The organism is Streptomyces sp. NPDC056987 (assembly GCF_042673865.1).
Classification (GTDB): Bacteria; Actinomycetota; Actinomycetes; order Streptomycetales; family Streptomycetaceae; genus Streptomyces.
Genome location: NZ_JBHURV010000020.1, coordinates 89965 through 111675 on the forward strand (window position 1 = coordinate 89965; position 21711 = coordinate 111675).

A 21711-nucleotide genomic window follows, 5' to 3' on the forward strand; every position below is an offset into this window, starting at 1 on the left:
CGCCCGCGCCGTACGCCGCGCAGGTTCTGTAGTGCGCCCGCCCCGTACGCTGCGTGGGCGCCGTGCGGCGAGGGCCCCGTACGCCGCGTCGGCCGAGGGCGCCGCGTGCGCCGTTACGGCGCGTGCGTGCACTTTCAAGCCAGCCGTTCCTGTTCAGCGGCGGACGGCTCCCGGTGTGCCGTGCGTCCCGCGGAGCAGGTCGGACAGTACGTCGATGCGGTTCGTGGTGATCGAGTCTGCCCCGCGTTCGATCAGTCTGCGCATGCTGCGCCGCGTGTCCACGGTCCAGGCGGAGACCAGCAGCCCGTCCCGGTGGTTCCGGTCCGCCAGCTCACGGCTGACCAGTGCGAAGCGGTAGTTGAGCCAGCGCGGCCGAACCGCCGCGAGCAGTGCGGGGCGTGGCGGTGCGAGGGTCGTCCACGTCATCGCGATCTCGGCCTGCGGGTCGGCGGCGCGCACCGCGAGCATGGTGTCCGGACCGGCGCAGTAGTACACACGGTCCGCGGCGCCGCACTCTCGTACGGCGCCGACGACCGTACGTACGGACGCTGCGGTGGCCCCCGGCAGATCGATCATGAGCCGGCCTTCCGCCGCACCGTCCGGGCCCCGTTCCGGCCCCCGGTGGACGTCGTGCGCCCCGTCCGGGGGCGGGAGGAGTGCCTCGCGCAAGGTCGGTACCTGTCCGCGCGTCAGCTCGCGCAACTCGTCGTACGTCACCTCGGCCAGCCGCCGGTCATGGCCCCATAGCCGAGCCAACGTGGCGTCGTGCAGCAGTACGGGTACTGCGTCCCGCGTGAGCCGCACGTCGATCTCGACCGCGTCCGCGCCCCGTTGCCGCGCGGAACGGACCGAGAGAAGGGTGTTCTCCCGTTCGCGGTACGGGTCGCCACGATGCCCCACGGCGACGACCCTCCGCCCCGTACCCGCTCCGTGGCCACGACCGCCGCCGTCACTCATCGCGCCGTCACCCATGGTCAGTGCGCGAGCCACTGGGCGGTGTAGGTGTCGATCTCCTCGGCGAGCCGCTTCTTGCCGGCCGCGTCGAGGAACGACGCCTCGACCCCGTTCTTCGCGAGATCCGCGATACCGCGCTCGTCCAGGCCGAGCAGCCGCGCCGCGACTCCGTACTCCTTGTTCAGGTCGGTGCCGAACATGGGCGGGTCGTCGCTGTTGACCGTCACCAGCACGCCCGCCGACACCATCGCCCTGATGGGATGCTCTTCGAGATCCGCGACGGCGCGGGTGGCGATGTTGGAGGTGGGGCACACCTCCAGCGGGATCCGGTGCTCGGCGAGGTACGCGAGCAGCTCCGGATCCTGGACGGAGCTGGTGCCGTGGCCGATGCGCTCGGCGCGCAGTTCACGCAACGCGTCCCAGACGGTCTCGGGTCCCGTCGTCTCGCCGGCGTGCGGTACAGAGCGCAGCCCCGCCGCGATCGCCCGGTCGAAGTAGGGCTTGAACTGCGGCCTGGGCACACCGATCTCCGGGCCGCCCAGGCCGAAGCCGACCAGCCCCTCCGGGCGCAGGTCCACCGCGAGCCGGGTGGTCTCCTCGGCCGCCTTCAGCCCTGCTTCTCCGGGGATGTCGAAGATCCAGCGCAGTACGACGCCCAGCTCGGCCTCGGCGGCCTTCCGCGCGTCCTCGATGGCTTCCATGAAGGCGTGGTCCGGGATGCCGCGGCTCGTCGAACTGAACGGTGTGATCGTCAGCTCGGCGTAGCGGATGTTCTGCCGGGCCATGTCGCGGGCGACCTCGAAGGTCAGCAGCCGCACATCCTCCGGCGTCCGGATCAGATCGACGACGGAGAGATAGACGTCGATGAAGTGGCCGAAGTCGGTGAAGGTGAAGAAGTCGACGAGCGCACCGGGGTCGGTGGGTACGGTGGAGTCCGGGTGCCGGGATGCGAGTTCGGCGACGATGCGCGGCGACGCGGAGCCGACATGGTGGACGTGGAGCTCGGCCTTGGGCAGACCGGCGATGAAGGCGCTCGGATCGGTCATCGTGATCCTCCAGGGATGGGGCGGTACGGGGCGGGTACCGGCGGTTACGGGTACGGGAAGCGCGGCTTCGCCGGGGCCGCCCTGCGGGCCGCCTGCCGGACGGTTTCCGGGGCAGGGGCCATCGTAGGCCGGGCCGGTTCCGCGCGGTACGGAGGCCGTAGCATGACGGAATGACGAGTGGGGGAGGCCCATGTCAGACAAGAGCGAGCGGCCGTCAGGTGGCTACGAGCCGAGCGATCCCTGGGCGCCGCCGGAGCGCGGGGGACCGCTGGACAAGGCGTCGTCCGGGCAGTCGCACACTCCACAGGGCTCGCAGGCGCCGCCGTCCGCCGGATCCGTGCACGACCAGCCGACGGTCACCGGGATGCCGGCCGCCGGACCGGTCTCCGGCGGGAACGCCGGGCCCGGCGCGGGCACAGGACCGGGCGCGGGACCGGGTGCGGGTGGGGGCGCCGTACCACCGCCGCCGACCGCTCCAGGAGGACCTGCCAGGCCCACCCCGGGGCCGTACGGCTACCCCGGTGCCCAGGAGCCGAGCGCCTCGTACGGGGGCGGTGCGGGGGCGGGCACGGGCTCCGGGTACGGCTATCCCGGCTACCCCAGCGGTGCGTATCCCGGTTACGGCCAGACCGGCTGGCAGCACGGATCGTCGAACGGCATGGGGATCACGGCGCTCGTGCTCGGGATCCTCGCCGTTGTGACCTTCTGCTTCTGGGGTCTCGGCATCATCCTCGGCGTGCTGGCCCTGATCTTCGGGTTCGTGGGCCGTGGACGTGCCCAGCGCGGCGAGGCGAACAACGCGGGGATGGCCTTGGCGGGCATCATCCTCGGCGCGATCGGCACCTTGATCAGCGCCGCCTTCCTCGGCTTCCTGATCTGGGCGCTCGTGAAGGGCGAGGAGTTCTCCGAGACCACGGAGGATCCTTTCGCCACCTCGCTCGTCGTCGGCGCCGCGTCCCACCGTTAGGCCTGTTGGTCCCGACAGGCCCACGGGTCTACGGGTCTACGGGGCGGTGCTACGGGGCTCACGACAGGGCTACGGGGCCGAAGTGCGGGTTCTGTCAGACCTGCTGCCGGTCCCGATGGATCTGGGGCCCTTCCCACCGCCCCGAGCTTCGGCTCGGACCTCAGACCTCGGGCCTGGACGGGACCCGAGGTTTCCTCAAGGCGGGGCGGGAAGCGCGGCGTACCGCCCGCGCTCCGGCCCTCACCGCCGGTCCGCGCTGAGCCGGTCGCGCGCCTCCATGAGCGCGAACCCCAGGAGATTGAGCCCACGCCAGCGCGCCGGGTCCGCCGCCCGTTCGTCGTCCGAGGCGAGCCCGATGCCCCAGATCCGGTCCATCGGGCTGGCCTCGACGAGAACCCGCTCGCCCGTGGTCAGCAGATAGGCGCGCAGCGCCGCGTCCTGCCCGAATTTGTGGACGCTGCCCGCCACCACGATTCCGTACCGCTCGCGCTCCCAGACGGTCTGGTCGAAGTCGCGCACCAGCCGCCCCGCCTTCTTGGCAAGTGCCGGATTCGCGGCGGACAGAGCCGCGTGCTCGGCCTTCTCGTCCCCGAAGAGCCGGGCCTTGTTCGCCATCATCCAGTGCTCGGCCGTCGCGTACTCGACCCCGTCGGCCGTGAACGGAGAGGGCCACCACTGGCTCAGACAGCTCGGACCGAGCGCGCTGTCCCGCCGTGGGGAGTGCCCCCAGAAGTGCAGATACTTGACAGCCTCGCCGCCCTTGACCCGCTCGGCCAACTCGGTTGCGGTGCGTACGGAACTCCCCGATTTCATCCCCATGCCCGTGAGTCTGCCAGCCGCCACTGACAAGGCCCGTCGGCCGGCTCGCACAGCAACCGGCAGTGCGCGTCGCATGGGACCGGAATTCGTATGGCGCAGGTTCGGATACGGTGCACCGCCGACCGATTCCGTCGCGTAACCAAAAGGCAACAACGGAATCCCTTGTTGAGATGAATGTGCTCTGTCAGGATCTGCACTCAAATCAAGCCGGGACAACAGTTCGTACAAGGGTCGGCGCTTCCGTCGGCCGGGACATCGGAGAGCGTCATGGGCAACCGCTTCCAGGTGCGGGACCGTTTCGCGGACGGCGCGCAGTTCATCGGCGGGCGGTCGTGGCCGGGCACCTCGGGACGTACGCACGCCGTCGTGGACCCGGCGACCGGCGAGGATGTGTACACGTACGAACTGGCCGGCCCGGCGGACGTGGACGCCGCCGTCGCCGCGGCGCGTGACGCCTTCCCCGACTGGGCCGGCACCACACCCGGTGAGCGCTCCGACGCCCTGCACCGGCTCGCGGACGTCCTCGCCGCCCAGGCCGACGACCTCGCGTACGCCGAATCGCTTCAGTGCGGCAAGCCGATCAAGCTCTCCACCGAGTTCGACGTCCCCGGAACCGTCGACAACACCGCCTTCTTCGCGGGCGCCGCACGCCGCCTCGACGGCGCCTCGGCCGGTGAGTACAGCGGCGGCCACACCTCCTCCGTACGCCGCGAGCCGATCGGCGTCGTCGGCTCCGTCGCACCATGGAACTACCCGCTCCAGATGGCCGCCTGGAAGATCCTCCCCGCTGTCGCGGCGGGGAACACGGTCGTCCTGAAGCCCGCCGAACTCACCCCCTTCACCTCACTGATGTTCGCGCGCGCCGCCCAGGAGGCCGGACTGCCCGACGGTGTGATCAACATCGTCACCGGTGCCGGCGCCGACGCGGGCGAACGCCTTGTCGGGCACCCCGATGTCGCCATGACCTCGTTCACCGGCTCCACCGCCGTCGGGCGGCGCGTCGCGGGGATCGCCACCGCCGCCGTACCGGTCAAGCGACTCCACCTCGAACTCGGCGGCAAGGCGCCCTTTCTCGTCTTCGACGACGCGGACCTGGAGGCCGCCGTCCACGGCGCCGTCGCCGCGTCGCTCATCAACGCCGGGCAGGACTGTACGGCTGCCACCCGTGCGTACGTCCAACGCCCGCTGTACGACGCCTTCGTCAGCGGTGTCGCCGACCTCATGGCGAGTGTCCGGCTCGGTGACCCGTTCGACGAGGCGACCGACCTCGGACCGCTCATCTCCCACGCCCACCGCGACCGCGTCGCGGGCTTCGTCGACCGGGCCCGCGGCTACGCCCGCGTCGTCACCGGCGGGGAGTCGCCGGGCGGCGACTGGAAGAACGGCGCCTACTACCGCCCCACACTCGTCACCGACGCCGCGCAGAACAGCGAGATCGTGCAGTCCGAGGTCTTCGGCCCCGTCCTCGTCGTGCTTCCCTTCGACTCCGACGGCGAAGGGATCCGGCTCGCCAATGACACGCCGTACGGTCTCGCGGCCTCAGCGTGGAGCCGCGACGTCTACCGCACCGGCCGCGCGGTGCGTGAGATCAGGGCCGGATGTGTGTGGGTCAACGACCACATCCCGATCATCAGCGAGATGCCCCACGGCGGCTATAAGGCCAGCGGGTTCGGCAAGGACATGTCCGCGTACTCCTTCGACGAGTACACGCAGCTCAAGCATGTGATGTACGACAACACGGCGGTGGTCAGGAAGGACTGGCACCGCACCGTCTTCGGCGACCGGTAGCGCCGCTCTCCCTGGCGCCCCGTACGGGGCGGTGACCCCGTACGGGGTGGTGAGCGCTGGGCCGGGTGGCCGCCCCTTACACGAAGCAGAAGCCGTCGAACCGTTCAGCCGAAGGGCACAGTGCATGGATCAGAGGGAGCAGACGGAGCCGTACGAGCCCGGCCGCCCGTCCGCGGCACAGTGGGCCGCGATACGTCGCACCATGACCAGCGGGAGGGGCGTCCTCACCCGCCGCTCGATGCTGCGGGCCACCGGGGCCGGTGGCCTCGCGCTCGGTGGGCTCGCCGGACTGGGCGGTTGCGGTATCCCTCCGGCCAAGCGGGAGGGAGCGGGGCCCGCCTCCACCGACCACTCGGCAGAGGAGAAGCGGGTCGTCTTCTCCAACTGGACCGAGTACATGGACGTCAGCGATGACGAGAAGCACTATCCGACCCTTGAGGCGTTCACGAAGCGCACCGGGATCAGGGTCAAGTACACCGCTGACATCAACGACAATGTCGAGTTCTTCGGCAAGATCCAGCCCCAGCTCGCGGCCGGCCAGGACACCGGCCGCGATCTCATCTGCGTCACCGACTGGCTGGCCGCCCGCATCATCAGGCTCGGCTGGGCGCAGAAACTCGACCCTTCCCACCTGCCGAACGCGTTCGCGAACCTCTCGGAGCCGTTCCGTTCGCCCGACTGGGACCCGGGCCGTGCCTATACGTACCCCTGGACCGGGATCCCGACCGTCATCGCCTACAACGCCAGGGCGACCGCCGGGCGCACCGTCGACTCGGTCTCCCAGCTCCTGGACGACCCGAAGCTCAAGGGGCGTGTGGCCTTCCTCTCCGAGATGCGCGACACCGTCGGGATGACCCTTCTGGATCTCGGCAAGGACCCTGCGGCCTTCACCGACGACGACTTCGACGCCGCCCTCGCCCGGATCCAGAAGGCCGTCGACCGGAGGCAGATACGCCGCTTCACCGGTAACGACTACACCGCGGACCTCGACAAGGGCGACATCGCGGCGTGCGTCGCCTGGGCGGGGGACATCGTCCAGCTCCAGAACGACAACCCGGACATCAAATTCGCCATCCCGCGGGCCGGCTACATGCTGTCCAGCGACAACCTGCTCGTCCCGGCCGAAGCGCGGCACAAGGCCAACGCCGAGCAGCTCATCGACCACTACTACCGGCCTCCGATCGCAGCCCGGCTCGCCGCGTACATCAATTACGTCTGTCCGGTCGACGGAGTGCGCGCCGAGCTGTCCAGAATTGACAAATCGATGGCTGACAACACCCTCATCCTCCCGGACGCGGCGATGGCCGCCGCTTCGCACGCCTTCCGTTCCCTCAGCGCGAAGGAAGAGACGGCGTACGAGCAGAAGTTCGCGAAACTCATCGGCGCCTAGGGCCGTACACGCCGCACCGTACGCCGCGGAGTGAAGTGAGGCGCCGTGAAGTGCAGTGGGGTGCTGGACGGAGTGGGGCGCTGAGTCAGGGCCCGATCTGAACGACAGGCCTTACGCCCCGCCTTGTACGCCCTTGCCCCCGCTGCTCCCTACGCCCCGTCGAGCTCCGCGCAGTACGCCCTGTCCGTCCACCTCTCTCATCCCCGGGACCGTGACCCATGACAGAGACCGCATCCACCAGCCGGGGCGGCGGCGATGTCCGCCTGACCGGGATCAGCAAGACGTACGGCTCCTTCCGGGCCGTGCGGCCGCTCGATCTCACCGTGCCGCAAGGTTCCTTTTTCGCCCTTCTCGGCGCGTCGGGCTGCGGCAAGACCACCACCCTGCGGATGATCGCCGGCCTGGAGGAACCCACCTCCGGGACGGTCTTCCTGGGCGACACGGACGTTACGGGGCTCCCTCCGTACAAGCGCCCCGTCAACACCGTGTTCCAGAGCTACGCGCTCTTCCCGCACCTCGACATCTACGAGAACGTCGCGTTCGGGCTGCGCCGTCGCGGTATCAGGTCCGTTCGCAAACAGGTCGCTGACATGCTCGACCTCGTCCAGCTCGGCGATCACGCCAGGCGCAAACCGCACCAGCTCTCCGGCGGACAGCAGCAGCGCGTCGCGGTGGCCCGCGCGCTGATCAATCATCCGCGGGTCCTCCTCCTCGACGAGCCGCTCGGCGCGCTCGACCTCAAGCTGCGCCGTCAGATGCAGTTGGAGCTCAAACGCATCCAGACCGAGGTCGGCATCACGTTCATCCATGTCACCCACGACCAGGAGGAGGCCATGACGATGGCCGACACCGTCGCGGTGATGAACGCGGGGAGGGTCGAGCAACTCGGCAGCCCCGCCGACCTGTACGAGAACCCGCAGACCACGTTTGTCGCCAACTTCCTCGGTACGTCCAACCTCATAGAGGCCGAGATCGGCGCCGTACGGGGCGAGGAGGTGGCGGTCACGGCGGGTGGCACCAGGCTTGTGCTCCCGCGCAGCCGGTGCTCCGCGCCGGCCACACGGGGCGGCAGACTGCTGGTCGGCGTACGCCCCGAGAAGATCTCTCTGACCCATGCGGACGACGCCGACTCGATCCCCGAGGGACGCAACCGCGTATCCGGCCGGATCGCCGATTCGAGCTTCATCGGCGTCTCCACGCAGTACGTGGTCGACAGCGTGGTCTGCCCCGGGCTGGAGGTGTACGCGCAGAACATCGAACGCGACGGCCGGCTCGCCCCCGGCGCCGACGTCGTCCTGCACTGGAACCCGGCGCACACATTCGGCCTGGACGCCGCACAGTCGCCCCTGGCCGGGACAACGGGCGACGAGGGCGTCAGCGCAGCCGATGGCGTCAGCACGGCCCGCGACGGCGTCAGCACGGCCCGCGACGGGGGCGCCACGCGCCCAGGTGCCGATACGCCCGCTCCCCGAGGGGAAAGCGCATGACCGCCAAGGCAGTCCCGCCCGGTGCCCCCACTCCGCCGTCCGCCGCGGAGCCGGGACCCACTGTGGGCAGGCCCGCCACGCGCCGGCGCCTCGTTCCGTACTGGCTGCTCCTGCCCGGCATTCTCTGGCTGCTGGTCTTCTTCGCGCTGCCGATGGTCTACCAGGCATCGACGTCTGTGCAGACCGGATCCTTGGAGGAGGGATTCCAGGTCACGTGGCACTTCCCGACGTACTGGGACGCACTTCGCGAGTACTCGCCGCAGTTCGTCCGCTCACTGCTGTACGCGGGCACCGCAACGCTCCTGTGTCTGCTGCTCGGGTACCCCCTCGCCTACCTCATCGCCTTCAGGGCGGGCCGCTGGCGCCATCTGCTGCTGGTCCTGGTCATCGCGCCGTTCTTCACCAGCTTCCTGATCCGTACGCTCGCCTGGAAGACGATCCTGGCCGACGGCGGCGCCGTGGTCGGCGTACTGGACACCTTGCACGTCCTCGACGTGACCAGTTGGCTGGGCTGGACCGAGGGCAACCGTGTCCTCGCGACGCCCATGGCAGTGGTCTGCGGTCTGACGTACAACTTCCTTCCCTTCATGATCCTGCCGCTGTACACGTCACTGGAACGCATCGACGGCAGGCTGCACGAGGCCGCCGGGGACCTGTACGCCAGGCCGCTGACGACCTTTCGGACGGTCACGTTCCCGCTCTCCATGCCCGGTGTCGTCTCCGGCACGCTGCTCACCTTCATCCCCGCCAGTGGGGACTACGTCAACGCGGAACTGCTCGGTTCGACCGACACCAAGATGGTCGGCAGCGTCATCCAGACGCAGTTCCTGCGTGTCCTCGACTACCCGACGGCCGCCGCGCTCTCTTTCATCCTCATGGCGGTCGTCCTGCTGATGGTCACTTTCTACATCCGCCGAGCCGGGACGGAGGACCTGGTCTGATGAGTCCGAAGAGTTCGAAGGGCGTGAGGGCCTCGGAGGCGTCCGGCTCGACTGGTTCGACGGGGGAGGCTGGGCCCGCGGGGGTGACGGACCCTGCGCGGCGTACGGGGCGTACAGGGCGTACGCGGCGTACGGGGCCTTCGGAGCCGCCGGAGCCCGTGGCGCCCATGGGCGGTGCTCCGGGGGATGTCGTCACTGCTATGACGCGCTGGGTACGGCGCAATCTCGTCGTCATTGCGGGTGTGCTGACGCTCGGCTACCTGGTCGTCCCCAATGTCGTCGTGATGGTCTTCTCCTTCAACAAGCCGAACGGCCGCTTCAACTACGCGTGGCAGCGGTTCTCTTTGGACGCGTGGAAGGATCCGTGCGGCGTCGCCGACCTGTGCGGCTCGCTGTCGCTGTCACTCCGGATCGCCGCCTGGGCGACCCTTGGTGCCACCGTCCTCGGCACCATGATCGCCTTCGCCCTGGTCCGCTACCGCTTCCGGGCGCGGGGGGCGATCAACTCGCTGATCTTTCTGCCGATGGCGATGCCCGAAGTGGTGATGGCTGCCTCCCTGCTGACGCTCTTCCTCAACTTGGGTGCGCAACTCGGATTCTGGACGATTTTGATCGCTCACATCATGTTCTGCCTCAGCTTTGTCGTGACCGCCGTCAAGGCACGCGTCATGTCGATGGACCCGCGCCTCGAAGAAGCGGCGCGCGATCTCTACGCCGGGCCCGTACAGACCTTCGTACGGGTGACCCTGCCGATCGCCGCGCCGGGTATCGCGGCGGGAACACTGCTCGCCTTCGCGCTTTCCTTCGACGACTTCATCATCACCAACTTCAACGCCGGTTCGACGGTGACCTTCCCGATGTTTGTCTGGGGCTCCGCGCAACGCGGCACACCGGTGCAGATCAATGTCATCGGCACCGCGATGTTCATCCTTGCCGTACTGGTGGTGGTCATCGGCCAGATGGTCAGCAACCGACGGAAGAAGACCACCGCGACGGCCTGAGCCGCCTCGGAGCCGGGCCGACTGTGGGGCAGTCCGCGCCGCCCGGAACAGTTCGAGCAGCTCGATCGATTCGAAGGAGTTGGCAGGCATGGCCGTCAGTCCCGGAGCCGTGCGCTCCGCCGCCGCGGCGTCCCTCGCCGGGGCGCGCCCCGTACCGTACTGGCTGGACGCCCCGGACCGGCCCGCCGCACGCCCCGCCCTCGCCGGCGACGAGCTGTGCGACCTGCTGGTCGTCGGCGGCGGCTACAGCGGCCTGTGGACCGCCCTCCTGGCCAAGGAGCGGGCCCCGGACCGCGACGTCGTCCTGATCGAGGGCCACGAGGTCGGCTGGGCCGCCTCGGGCCGCAACGGCGGCTTCTGTTCAGCCTCCCTCACACACGGTTTCGCCAACGGGCTCAGCCGCTGGCCCGGTGAACTGCGGAAGCTGGAGGACTTGGGCGGGCGCAACCTCGACGCCATCGAGACGGCCGTCGCGCGCTACGCCATCGACTGCGCCTTCGAGCGAACCGGCGAGATCGACGTTGCCACGGAGCCGTACCAGCTCGCCGGGCTCCGTGAGCTGTACGAGGAGCGGACGCGGCTCGGCGGCGGAAGGTTCGAACTCCTCGACCGGGACGCGGTGCGCGCCGAGGTCGACTCGCCGACCTTCCTGGGCGGCCTGTGGGACCGGCACGGCGCCGCCATGCTGGACCCGGCACGGCTCGCCTGGGGGCTCAAACGCGCCTGCGTGGCGCTGGGCGTACGCATCTACGAGAACACCCGCGGCCTGGCACTGGCCCGGTACGGTGCGGGAATGGCCGTGCGTACTCCGTACGGACGGGTCTTCGCCCGGCGCGTAGCGCTCGGCACCAACGTCTTCCCGTCATTGGTCAGACGGGCACGCCCGTACACCGTTCCGGTCTACGACTACGCGTTGATGACGGAGCCACTGACGCCGCGGCAACGGGGCGCGGTCGGTTGGCGGAACCGCCAGGGGCTGGCGGACAGTGCGAACCAGTTCCACTACTTCAGGATCACCGCCGACCACCGCGTCCTGTGGGGCGGTTACGACGCGATCTACCCGTACGGCGGCAGGCTCGGGGCGGAGAACGAGCACCGTCCGGAGACCTACCTCAAACTGGCCGCCCACTTCTTCCGCTGTTTCCCGCAGTTGAAGGGCGTACGTTTCAGCCACGCGTGGGGCGGTGCGATCGACACATGCTCGCGGTTCTCGGCATTCTTCGGCACGGCGTACGGCGGCCGGGTGGCGTACGCCGCGGGCTACACCGGGCTGGGGGTCGGCGCGACACGCTTCGGCGGTGACGTGATGCTCGACCTCCTCGCGGGGGAGCGGACGGAGCGCACCGAACTGGCCATGGTCCGCGACAAACCACTGCCGTTCCCGCCCGAGCCGGTCGCCTGGGCCGGAATCGGCCTGACCCGGTGGTCACTGGCGCGCGCGGACGCGCACGACGGCCGGCGCAACATCTGGCTGCGGGCGATGGACCGGTTCGGACTGGGCTTCGACAGCTGATCCGGAGACGCGGGCGGGGCGGGTGGGAGCGGGGCGGGTTCGGGGTGAGGCGGGCCGGGCCCGGCGGGCGGTACGGGGCGTACGGACACGGGCGCCGTACGGTCGGACACTGGGGCGCCGTACGGTGCGGCAGATCAGGGCAGGGGCACGCGTGCCTCCTTCCCCTGCCGGAACCTGTGAGCCGGATCACCGGAAGCTGGTGAACCGAACCCGCGTAATCCATCGGGCCCACCGCCGTCCCTCTTGTGGACAGACTGTCCAACAACACGGATGGGAGGCCGGGCGGATGACTGGCTCGGGTGCAAAGAGCGCGGCGGACTGGCTGGCATCAGTGGCACCGGATCCCGACGCCTGCCGGTGGGAATGGGAGCGCAGCCCGCACGGGGTGGCTCTCCTTCCGGCCGGCCGGCGCTGGGACGTACTGATCCTTCCGGGCGACCTCGGCTACCCGACGCTCGACGTGCTGACCAGGCTCGTCGACCGCCCCGGCCCGGTACTCGCCGACTTCGGTGACGGCCGGATGGGTTTCTTCGTACCGCCGGGGACGGTCGCGCGCTGGATCGGCACGGGGGTACGGGGCGCGGGACGGGGCACCTGGATCGTCGTTCCGTACCCGGGCCGGGCGAATGGAGGGGTGCGTTGGCTGATCCCGCCGGACGGTGCGGGGACTCTCACGGACGCGGCGCTGCTGGAACTGGCCATGCACGAGGCGGCGGCAGGGATGGCGCGTGGACGGGGAGAGTGCGAGGAGGACAACGGATACCCGGAGGGAGACGGATACGAGGACAGCCTTGGGTGTGAGGGCGGCAACAGGTGTGAAGGCGGCGCAGGCCGCTGAAGAGTGTGTGCCCGGCCTGAGCGGTCCTCACCGCCTCGGCCGGGACCGTTCACACTCAGCCGGAACCTTCGCGCTCGACGGAACCTTCGCGCTCGACGGAACCTTCACGACCGCCCGGAAGCTTCGGCGCCGCGCGGCGTTCGGAGCGGGGCGCCGCAGGGCCGGAGCCTTCGCCGGTGTCGCATTCGGTGTCACCCTCGCCGTCACGTTCGCGTTCATCTGTGGATGCGTACTCGCGATGTGCGTATGCGTACTCGCGTAGACGGAACCTGCGGACGGCCGCCTCCATGAGGAGAAGCAGCATGCCGCACAGCGCGAGGCTCCCGAGGACGTCCACAGGCCAGTGATAGCCGCGCAGTACGAGGCCCACGCCCGTCGCGAGGGTGAGCAGCGCGGCGACGGGCAACGTCCTGCCCCGCCCGGCGTACGGCGCGAGGAGCAGCGCGGCGCCGCCGTACGCGACCATCGCCGTCGCCGTGTGCCCGGACGGGTAGTAGCCGGTCGCGTCCGTGAGCGGGCCCGGCCGGTCGATCCACATCTTGAGCGGTACGACCAGGGCCGGGACAGCCGCCATCGCGATGATCGCCGCCAGTGGCCTCGCCCGTTGCCCGCGCCGGAGCGCCTCACCGAGCGCGAGGGCCAGGACGGGCAGAGCGACCGGCATGCCGCCGAGGTCGGAGAGGAACTGCGTCAGGGGCTCGGGCCCTTCGCCCGCGAGCGCGAGGCCGAGCCGCTCGTCGGCGGTGCGCAACGGTCCGGCGGCGGCTGTCTGCCATGTGAAGAGCGCGAAGAGGACGGCGCACAGAGCGAATGTCGCGAATGCGCGGCCGGAGAAAAGAGGCGGCCGCCCGGGAACAGGGGGGGTTGTTCCGGGGCGGCCGTCAGGACCGGTGTACCGCACGCCCCGGGGGGTTTGGGGCGGGCGGCCATCCGATCGGTGAGGAGATCCAGAGCCAGAAGCTCCAGTGGTGTGCGCGAAGGCACGACCAAAGCGACGCTGGGGATGCCCCGCATTGGTGTCGCCCACAGTTCGCTGTGCAGTCCCCTGTGAGCGGGGTGTTTCTCTCATCTGGCAAAACCGTACGTCAGGGTCCGGGGCTCCGACAGCCGGAACCCCATCCCGCCATGGGCCCCGCACACCTTCTTCACAGGCCCCGACCGGTGTGATGGCCCCGGTCGCACCGCGTGAGCGACGGCAACGACGCGTGACGCCGCTGGTGATCCGTGATGCGGCGTAACGGGGCATAAGGTCGCGTAAAGGCCCCGTGCCGGGCGGTGCGACGCAGTATGAAGGCCCCGAGGGCGTGCCCGTAGACACGCACAAGGGCCCGCCCGGAGACGCACACAAAGGCGCGCCCGAAGACACGCCTGGTGTGCCAGGAAGGGCCCGGCGGGTTCCGGGCGCCGGAGGGCTCAGAGAGCGGCGAGTGCCCGCTCGATGATGTCCAGGCCCTCGTTCAGCAGTTCCTCGCCGATCACCAGGGGAGGCAGGAAGCGCAGGACGTTGCCGTACGTGCCACAGGTGAGGACCAGCAGCCCCTCCGCGTGGCACGCCTTGGCGAGCGCCGCCGTCGACTGCGGGTCCGGCTCCTTGGTGTCGCGGTCCTTCACCAACTCGATCGCGATCATCGCGCCGCGCCCGCGGACGTCGCCGATGACGTCGTACTTCTCCCGCAGCGTGGCGAGGCGGCCCTTCATGACCGCGTCGATGCGGCGTGCCTTCGCGTTGAGGTCCAGCTCCTTCATCGTCTCGATGGAACCGAGTGCGGCGGCGCAGGCCACCGGGTTTCCCCCGTACGTCCCACCGAGGCCGCCCGCGTGCGCGGCGTCCATGATCTCGGCGCGGCCGGTGACGGCGGCGAGCGGCAGGCCGCCCGCGATCCCCTTCGCGGTGGTGATCAGATCGGGGACGACGCCCTCGTCCTCGCACGCGAACCACTGGCCGGTGCGGCAGAAGCCCGACTGGATCTCGTCCGCCACGAACACGATGCCGTTCTCGCGTGCGAACCGCTCCAGGGCGGGCAGGAAGCCCTTCGCCGGCTCGATGAAGCCACCCTCGCCGAGGACAGGCTCGATGATGATCGCCGCGACGTTCTCGGCGCCGATCTGCTTACTGATCTGGTCGATGGCCTGGGCGGACGCCTCCTCGCCGCAGTGCTCGGGGCCGGTCGGCCAGCGGTAGCCGTAGGCGACCGGTACCCGGTAGACCTCCGGCGCGAAGGGGCCGAAGCCGTTCTTGTACGGCATGTTCTTGGCGGTCAGGGCCATGGTGAGGTTCGTACGGCCGTGATAGCCGTGGTCGAACACGACGACCGCCTGGCGCTTGGTGTACGCGCGTGCGATCTTGACCGCGTTCTCCACCGCCTCGGCGCCCGAGTTGAAGAGGGCCGACTTCTTGGCGTGGTCGCCCGGCGTCAGCTCGGCGAGCTGCTCGCAGACCGCCACGTACCCCTCGTACGGCGTGACCATGAAACAGGTATGGGTGAAGTCCGAGAGCTGCGCGGTGGCGCGGCGTACGACGGCCTCGGCGCTGGCGCCGACCGAGGTCACGGCGATACCGGAACCGAAGTCGATCAGCCGGTTGCCGTCCACGTCCTCGACGATGCCGCCACCGGCGCGCACGGCGAAGACGGGCAGTACGGACCCGACACCCGCGGCGACCGCGGCGCTGCGGCGGGTCTGCAGTTCCCGCGACTTGGGTCCGGGGATGTCGGTGACGACGAGGCGCTCCTGCGGAATGGCGGTCATGCGGGGCTCCTGGGGTATTCCGGGTCTTTCTCCGCAGGCTAGGGGCGGGAGAGGGAAGCAGGCATGCTCCGATCGGGAGTGGTGGGGGTGTGTCGTTGTCCGTGGCGGACATAGTGGCCTGGTTCCGCGCCGTACGGGGCGCTGCCCCAGGGCGCAGAGTACGGACAACGGCGCCCCGTGGACGGGCCGGTGGCGGTGGGCCACCCACCCGATGCCCCGCGGTGGCAATACATTGAGCGGGTACAACAGGGCGGACCGCGCAGGGGGCAGGAGTTCACATGGGCAGCGACGGCACGCACGACGCACGGGGCACACACGCCGCCCCCGTACCGCGGCCGGCGGGGCCGCCGCCCATACCGTCCTCGGCGCCGCTCGAATCCGCCCCGCCCCCCGCACCGGGGCACGCGCCGCGCTCCGGTCCGACCCTGGCGGAGTGGCTGCGCGTCCCGCGCGTCGCCGACGCACCGGGAACCTGGGCATACGGTCACCGGGCCCGGCCCGCGGAGGAACCGGAACTGACGCCGCTGCGGCAACTCGTGAGCGGGGCGCTGATCTCGTTTCTGGCGGGTCTGCTGCTCTGGTCCTTGGTGTCGAACGGCTATCTCGGAGGTTTCTGGCTCTGGCCTCTCCTCTTGGTCACACCTGACTCCTGGCCCGGAACGCAGACCGGTGAGACCGCTGCACAGATCTACATCGTGGTGGTGATCGGCGGTGCGATGGCCTTCGCTTTCGGCCGCCTCGGCCGCTGGCCCGAACTGGCGCGGCGCATGTTCGGCCGGGTCCCCGGCGCAGCTCCCCGGGAGGATGCCCCGCCGCCCCCGGAACCCGAGGACGACCTCGCCGAGTGGCCCGAGCTGCGCACCGCGGGGCAGGGGGACATCGCCGCGCGCCTCGCGTCCGAGGTACGGGGCGGGCGGATGAACGACGTCGACTACGCCCGGATCCGCCGCGCGTGGCACTCCGTACGGGCCGACCCGTCACGGCTGACGGCGTTCGCCGAGGCCGTACGGGGCGACGGCGCGGGCGCCTGCGTCCATCCCTCGGGCAAGCGCGACCTGCCCGTCCGCGCGGCCCGGCACGATCTGCTGGTACGGCAGGTCAGGCTCGGTACCGTCCACGACGGCGAGCGCAACCCGTACCCGCGCAGGGGAACGGGACTCGCGCTGGATCCGGTTCTGCTGGGCACCTCACTGCTCGCCGTGGGCCCGCCCGGCGCCGGAAAGACCCACGCCCTGGTGCGCCCCGTCGTCGAGTCGCTGTCCCTTCAGGCGCTCGCCGGGCAGGCCGCCGTGATCGCCGTCTGTGCCACCGGCACACAGCTCGGGCCGGACAGCGGCTACGACGTCGTCGTCCGGCTCGGCGACCCCGAATCGGTGTACGACCTCGACCTGTACGGCGGCGCCAACGACCCGGACGAGGCCGCTGTCGTCCTCGCGGAGGGCCTCGTGGGCGATCTGGCGGACACGGACAGCCGCCGGGCCTCCACGGCCCTCGCGCAGCTCCTGGGGCCCTTCCGTGCCGCGCACGGCCGCCTTCCCGCCGTACCGGAGCTGCGTGAGCTGCTCGACGGCGAGCCCGCCGCGCTCGCCGCACTGCGGGAGGCGCTCGACGCCGGGGGGCATTCCGCCATGCGCCGTGAGCTCGACACCCGCGAGCGGCAGTCCGGAGCCTCCGGAGACCTGGGGCGGGCGCTCGCCGACCGGGTCGCCCTGCTCGACCGACCCGCCTTCGCCGGGTTCTTCGACACCAGAGGGAGGACCCGGCCGTTCTCCCTGCGCACCCTGGAGCACCCGCTGCGTGTCCGCATCGACCTGCCGGAGCGGGGGCACGCCGAGGCGTCGCGGATGCTGGCCAGGATCATCCTCGCCCAGTTCACGGCGAACGCCGCGACCCGCGCCGACCGGTCGCTCTTCGCCTGTCTCGTCCTGGACGACGCCACCCGCACCCTCACTCCCGAGACCCTGCGCGGCGTGCAGCGCCTCCGTTCGGTCAACGCGGGCGCGTTGCTCACGCTGCGCACTCTCGACGACGTGCCCGAGGCTCTGCACACCGCGCTGCTCGGTGCTGTCGGCTGCCGGATGGCCTTCTCCGGCATCACCACCTGGGACGGTAAGCGCTTCGCCGAGGCATGGGGTACCGAGTGGGTGGAGACCCGCGACGTCACCCAGCGCACCGTCTTCGCGGACCAGCCGCTGACCCGGGCCATCCATGCCTTCCGCAAGCTGGTCACCGGCAAAGCGGTGACCACGGATGCCGTGACCGTACGGAAGGTCGAGCGTGAGCGATGGTCGGCCTCCGAACTGGCGCACTCGGTGCCGGCGGGCCACGCTGTGCTCTCCCTGCGGACAGTGAGCGGCGAGCATACGCCGCCCCTCCTGGTCGACCTTCGGAGCTGAGCACAGGGTGCGGGTGCGGGCGAGGGCGAGGCGCCCCCTTGCCATCAGGATGCCTGTACTTCGTACAGGCTGGCAGAATTGAAGTCAGCCGTTGGTACAAGACGGCAAAATGACAAGTAGCCCCTCCATGGGCCAGACAGTCACGTCCTTGGGGCCGACGCTCACGGCACACTCCTGATGGGCTCGTGTCCGTCGCCCTGCCCGTCCGCTGCCGAAGGCCCTACGGTTCCACCATGCCGCCCACCCTCGCCTCACTTGTCCAGCACTCGGCGCTCCATCTCACCGTGCGCGCGGGGGAGGACCGGCTGAGTACGCCGGTCCGCTGGGTGCACGCCAGCGAGCTGGCCGACCCCGTGCCGTACATGGAGGGCGGCGAACTGCTCCTCATCACGGCGACGACCCTGGACGCCGCGGATCCCGGCGCGATGCGGCAGTACGTACGGCGGCTCGCGGACGCCGGGGTGGCCGGGCTCGGCTTCGCCGTCGGCGTGAACTACGAGGACGTCCCCGAGGCTCTCGTCGGGGCGGCGCGCGAGGTGGGGCTGCCGCTGCTGGCCGTGCCGCGGCGTACCCCGTTCCTCGCCATCAGCAAGGCGGTCTCGGCGGCGCTCGCGGCCGACCAGTACCGCGCCGTGACCGCGGGCTTCGAGGTCCAGCGTGAACTGACCCGCGCGGCGCTCTCCGAGGGCCCCGCCGCACTGCTGGAGCGGCTCGCGGCGCATGTGAACGGCTGGGCGGCGCTGTACGACGCGTCCGGCGCCGTCGTCGCCGCCGCGCCCGAGTGGGCGGCGCGGCGCGCCGCCCGGCTGACGGCCGAGGTCGAGCGGCTGCGCGAGCGCCCCGCACCCGCGAGCGCGGTGGTCGGCGGGGCGGACGCGGGCGACGCCGCGGGCGACGCGGAAGACCGCGTCGAACTCCAGTCGCTCGGCACGGGCAGGCGCGTCCGCGGCGCCCTCGCGGTCGGTACGGGGGCGGCGCTGGGCACCGCGGAACGGTACGCGGTGCACTCGGCGGTCGCGCTCTTGACCCTGACAACGGAGCGTTCACGCGCCCTCCAGGCGGCCGAACAGCGGCTCGGCGCCGCGGTGCTCCGCATGCTGCTCTCCGGGCAACCGGACCATGCGCGAACGGTGGCGGGCGAGCTGTACGGGGGACTGCTCGACGCGCCCTTCCGGCTGCTGATCGCGGAATCCGCGGCGGGCACGGGGGGCGTCGCCGCCCCGCACGGGGCCACCGACACCGATCATCCGATCCAGGTACTGACGGACGCCATCGAGGCGGTGGCCTCACGAGGGGGCGAGGCAGTGCTCCTGGTCCCGGACGGCGAGGACCGCCTCGCGGTGGTGTCCCCCGACGCCGGGGCGGTGGTCGCCTCCATGGCGAGGTACGCGCTGTTGGAGGCGGAGGTGGCCGGCGTCGTCATCGGCCTCTCCGCGCCGACGGGGCCGATCGCGACGGCCGGGGCGTACAAACAGGCCGAGCAGGCGCTGTCGGTGGCCCGGCGGCGCGGCAGGGCACTCGTCGAGCACGAGGAACTGGCGGCGGGCTCGATCCTGCCCCTGCTGGCCGACGACGCGGTACGCGCCTTCGCCGAGGGGATGCTGCGGGCGCTGCGCGACCACGACGCGAAGGGGCGCGGCGATCTGGTGGCGTCGCTGCGCGCCTGGCTGTCCCGCCACGGTCAGTGGGACGCCGCGGCGGCAGATCTGGGTGTGCACCGCCATACGCTCCGCTACCGCATGCGCCGGGTGGAGGAGATCCTGGGCCGCTCCCTGGACGACCCGGACGTACGGATGGAGCTCTGGCTGGCGCTGAAGACGACAGCCGCCTCGGGGCCGACGCCGCCGCCGGCCTCCGTGACCCCGGAGACCCGGGAACAGCGGCAGTAGCGGGGCTGGCGGGGGCTGGCGAGGCCTGCAAGGGCGCGGTGGCGGGGGCGAGGAAGCGGAGGGCGCGGAGGGCGTGGGGGCGCGGAGTACGGTCCCGGCCTGATGCCAGGGGCGAGCCGCAACCTTCGGGACCGACGCCGTACTCCCCTCGACCGTTGCCGCACTCACCTCGCTGACAGAAGAACGGCGCTCCGTTCCGCCGCCTGTCTTTACTCGACGTGCGTATGACATTGCGTAGCACAGCCTTGTGCGTACCACTCCACCACGGACAATCCGCCGCATGCCTCCGCACCCCTACCGTGGGACGTACACGCCGTCTCTTCGGAAGGGCCCGGACTCGCAATGACTTCCACCCACGCTTTCTGGCTCGCCGGCCGCCAGGCCACCGGTGAGGACACCCTCGACGTCACCTCCCCTTGGGACGGCCGCCTCGTGGGAACCGTCTCCGTACCGACCGACGCGCAGGTCGAGGAGGCCGTCGCCGCCGCGCACGCCGTGGTCGACGAGTTCGCCGCGACGCCCGCGCATGTCCGGGCCGCCGCCCTCGACCATGTGTCACGCCGTCTCGTCGAGCGCACCGAGGAGATCGCCCGGCTGATCTCCGCCGAGAACGGCAAGCCCCTGAAGTGGGCCCGGGGCGAGGTCGGCCGCGCCGTGTCCGTTTTCCGGTTCGCCGCTGAGGAGGCACGCCGCTTCAACGCCGGGGACGCCCAGCGGCTCGACACCGACGCGGGCGGTACCGGCCGCCTCGCCCTGACCCGCCGCTTCCCTCGCGGTGCTGTTCTCGGTATCGCGCCGTTCAACTTCCCGCTCAACCTCTGCGCGCACAAGATCGCCCCGGCCATCGCCGCCGGCGCCCCGATCGTCCTCAAGCCCGCCCCCGCGACGCCGCTCTCCGGCCTCCTCCTCGGCGAACTGCTCGCGGAGACCGACCTCCCCGCCGGTGCCTGGTCCGTCCTGCCCGTGCCCAACGTCCGGATGCCCGCCCTGGTACGGGACGAGCGGCTGCCGGTGATCTCCTTCACCGGTTCGGACAAGGTCGGCTACGCGATCATGGACTCCGTGCCGCGCAAACACTGCACCCTCGAACTCGGCGGCAACGGCGCGGCCGTCGTTCTCGCCGACTACGCGAGTGACCAGGACCTCGACTGGGCCGCGGCGCGGATCGCCACGTTCTCGAACTACCAGGGCGGCCAGTCCTGCATCTCCGTGCAGCGCGTGATCGCGGACGCCACTGTGTACGAGCGCCTCGTCCCCCGCATCGTCGCCGCCGTCGAGGCCCAGGTCACCGGCGACCCCGAGGACGACGCGACCGATGTGGGCCCCCTCGTCAGCGAGGACGCCGCCAAGCGTGTCGAATCATGGGTCGACGAGGCGGTACGGGCGGGCGCGCAGCTCCTCACCGGCGGCAAGCGCGATGGTGCGAGCTACGCGCCCACAGTCCTGGCCGAGGTCCCCGAGGACACCACCCTCGCCTGCGAGGAGGTCTTCGGCCCCGTCCTCACCCTCCGTCGCGTCGAGAGCGAAACGGAGGCGTTCGAGCGCGTGAACGACTCGAAGTACGGCCTCCAGGCCGGCGTGTTCACCAATGACCTGAAGGCCGCGTTCCGCGCCCACCGTGCCCTGGAGGTCGGCGGTGTGGTTGTCGGTGACGTCCCGTCGTACCGCGCGGACCAGATGCCGTACGGCGGTGCCAAGCAGTCCGGCGTCGGCCGCGAGGGTGTGCGGTACGCGATGGACGACTACACGTACGAGCGCGTCCTCGTCCTCACGGGCCTGGACCTGTAGGCGCGCCTGTACGCCCCGTGACGCGCCGTGGGGCCCCGCGTGGCCCCACGGGCCCCGAACCACTTCGCAGACGGGACGGGCCGGGACGGGGCGGCTATCGGGGCGGCTACGGGGCGCGGCGCACCGTGGCCGCCACCCGCACCGCG

16 protein-coding genes are annotated in these 21711 nt (G+C 70.8%); 11 read left to right on the forward strand and 5 right to left on the reverse strand.

Features of this window, described 5'->3' with window-relative positions; translation table 11 throughout:
• Positions 1–153: 153 nt before the first annotated feature.
• Both ACFTZC_RS23060 and ACFTZC_RS23065 read right to left on the reverse strand, forming a co-directional pair.
• Positions 154–957, reverse strand: a complete 804-nt coding sequence (locus ACFTZC_RS23060) for a glycerophosphodiester phosphodiesterase (RefSeq protein WP_382892676.1) — start codon at positions 955–957, stop codon at positions 154–156.
• Positions 958–974: 17 nt separating this feature from the next.
• Positions 975–2000: an adenosine deaminase gene (locus ACFTZC_RS23065; protein WP_382892556.1), complete on the reverse strand. Its 1026-nt coding sequence runs from the start codon at positions 1998–2000 to the stop codon at positions 975–977.
• A gap of 190 nt (positions 2001–2190) precedes the next feature.
• On the opposite strand from ACFTZC_RS23065, the gene ACFTZC_RS23070 reads away from it, so the two are divergent.
• Complete coding sequence (locus ACFTZC_RS23070) at positions 2191–2967, forward strand: DUF4190 domain-containing protein (protein ID WP_382892558.1); 777 nt, start codon at positions 2191–2193, stop codon at positions 2965–2967.
• Positions 2968–3207: 240 nt separating this feature from the next.
• On the opposite strand, the gene ACFTZC_RS23075 is transcribed toward ACFTZC_RS23070, so the two are convergent.
• The gene (locus ACFTZC_RS23075; RefSeq protein ID WP_382892678.1) at positions 3208–3780 is read right to left on the reverse strand and encodes an NADAR family protein; all 573 of its coding nucleotides are present in this window, start codon (positions 3778–3780) and stop codon (positions 3208–3210) included.
• A gap of 273 nt (positions 3781–4053) precedes the next feature.
• Between ACFTZC_RS23075 and ACFTZC_RS23080 the strand changes: the two genes are divergently transcribed.
• From ACFTZC_RS23080 to ACFTZC_RS23110, 7 genes are all read left to right on the forward strand, one after another.
• Complete coding sequence (locus ACFTZC_RS23080; protein WP_382892560.1) at positions 4054–5574, forward strand: gamma-aminobutyraldehyde dehydrogenase; 1521 nt, start codon at positions 4054–4056, stop codon at positions 5572–5574.
• Positions 5575–5698: 124 nt separating this feature from the next.
• The gene (locus ACFTZC_RS23085; protein WP_382892562.1) at positions 5699–6964 is read left to right on the forward strand and encodes a spermidine/putrescine ABC transporter substrate-binding protein; all 1266 of its coding nucleotides are present in this window, start codon (positions 5699–5701) and stop codon (positions 6962–6964) included.
• Between the two features lie 218 nt (positions 6965–7182).
• Positions 7183–8451, forward strand: a complete 1269-nt coding sequence (locus ACFTZC_RS23090) for an ABC transporter ATP-binding protein (RefSeq protein ID WP_382892564.1) — start codon at positions 7183–7185, stop codon at positions 8449–8451.
• The gene (locus ACFTZC_RS23095) at positions 8448–9392 is read left to right on the forward strand and encodes an ABC transporter permease (protein ID WP_382892566.1); all 945 of its coding nucleotides are present in this window, start codon (positions 8448–8450) and stop codon (positions 9390–9392) included. The genes ACFTZC_RS23090 and ACFTZC_RS23095 overlap by 4 nt, the downstream gene beginning before the upstream one ends.
• Positions 9393–9592: 200 nt before the next feature.
• Complete coding sequence (locus ACFTZC_RS23100) at positions 9593–10393, forward strand: ABC transporter permease (RefSeq protein WP_382892569.1); 801 nt, start codon at positions 9593–9595, stop codon at positions 10391–10393.
• Between the two features lie 88 nt (positions 10394–10481).
• Entirely contained in the window at positions 10482–11906 is a 1425-nt protein-coding gene (locus ACFTZC_RS23105) for an NAD(P)/FAD-dependent oxidoreductase (RefSeq protein WP_382892571.1), read from the forward strand.
• A gap of 286 nt (positions 11907–12192) precedes the next feature.
• Entirely contained in the window at positions 12193–12744 is a 552-nt protein-coding gene (locus ACFTZC_RS23110; RefSeq protein WP_382892573.1) for a hypothetical protein, read from the forward strand.
• Positions 12745–12799: 55 nt separating this feature from the next.
• Here the strand turns inward: ACFTZC_RS23110 and ACFTZC_RS23115 are convergent, their stop codons facing one another.
• A complete protein-coding gene (locus ACFTZC_RS23115; RefSeq protein ID WP_382892575.1) occupies positions 12800–13495 on the reverse strand; it encodes a phosphatase PAP2 family protein in 696 nt (231 codons plus the stop codon).
• A gap of 662 nt (positions 13496–14157) precedes the next feature.
• On the reverse strand, positions 14158–15492 hold the full coding sequence (gene gabT, locus ACFTZC_RS23120) for a 4-aminobutyrate--2-oxoglutarate transaminase (RefSeq protein ID WP_382892578.1): 1335 nt from the start codon (positions 15490–15492) through the stop codon (positions 14158–14160).
• 278 nt (positions 15493–15770) lie between these two features.
• Between gabT and ACFTZC_RS23125 the strand changes: the two genes are divergently transcribed.
• The 3 genes from ACFTZC_RS23125 (at position 15771) to ACFTZC_RS23135 (ending at position 21565) form a co-directional block, all read left to right on the forward strand.
• Positions 15771–17888 (forward strand): ATP-binding protein, encoded by a 2118-nt coding sequence (locus ACFTZC_RS23125; RefSeq protein WP_382892580.1) that lies wholly within the window; start codon positions 15771–15773, stop codon positions 17886–17888.
• Between the two features lie 233 nt (positions 17889–18121).
• Entirely contained in the window at positions 18122–19777 is a 1656-nt protein-coding gene (locus ACFTZC_RS23130; RefSeq protein WP_382892582.1) for a PucR family transcriptional regulator, read from the forward strand.
• A 342-nt stretch (positions 19778–20119) separates the two neighbouring features.
• The gene (locus tag ACFTZC_RS23135; RefSeq protein WP_382892584.1) at positions 20120–21565 is read left to right on the forward strand and encodes an aldehyde dehydrogenase family protein; all 1446 of its coding nucleotides are present in this window, start codon (positions 20120–20122) and stop codon (positions 21563–21565) included.
• Positions 21566–21711: the final 146 nt, after the last annotated feature.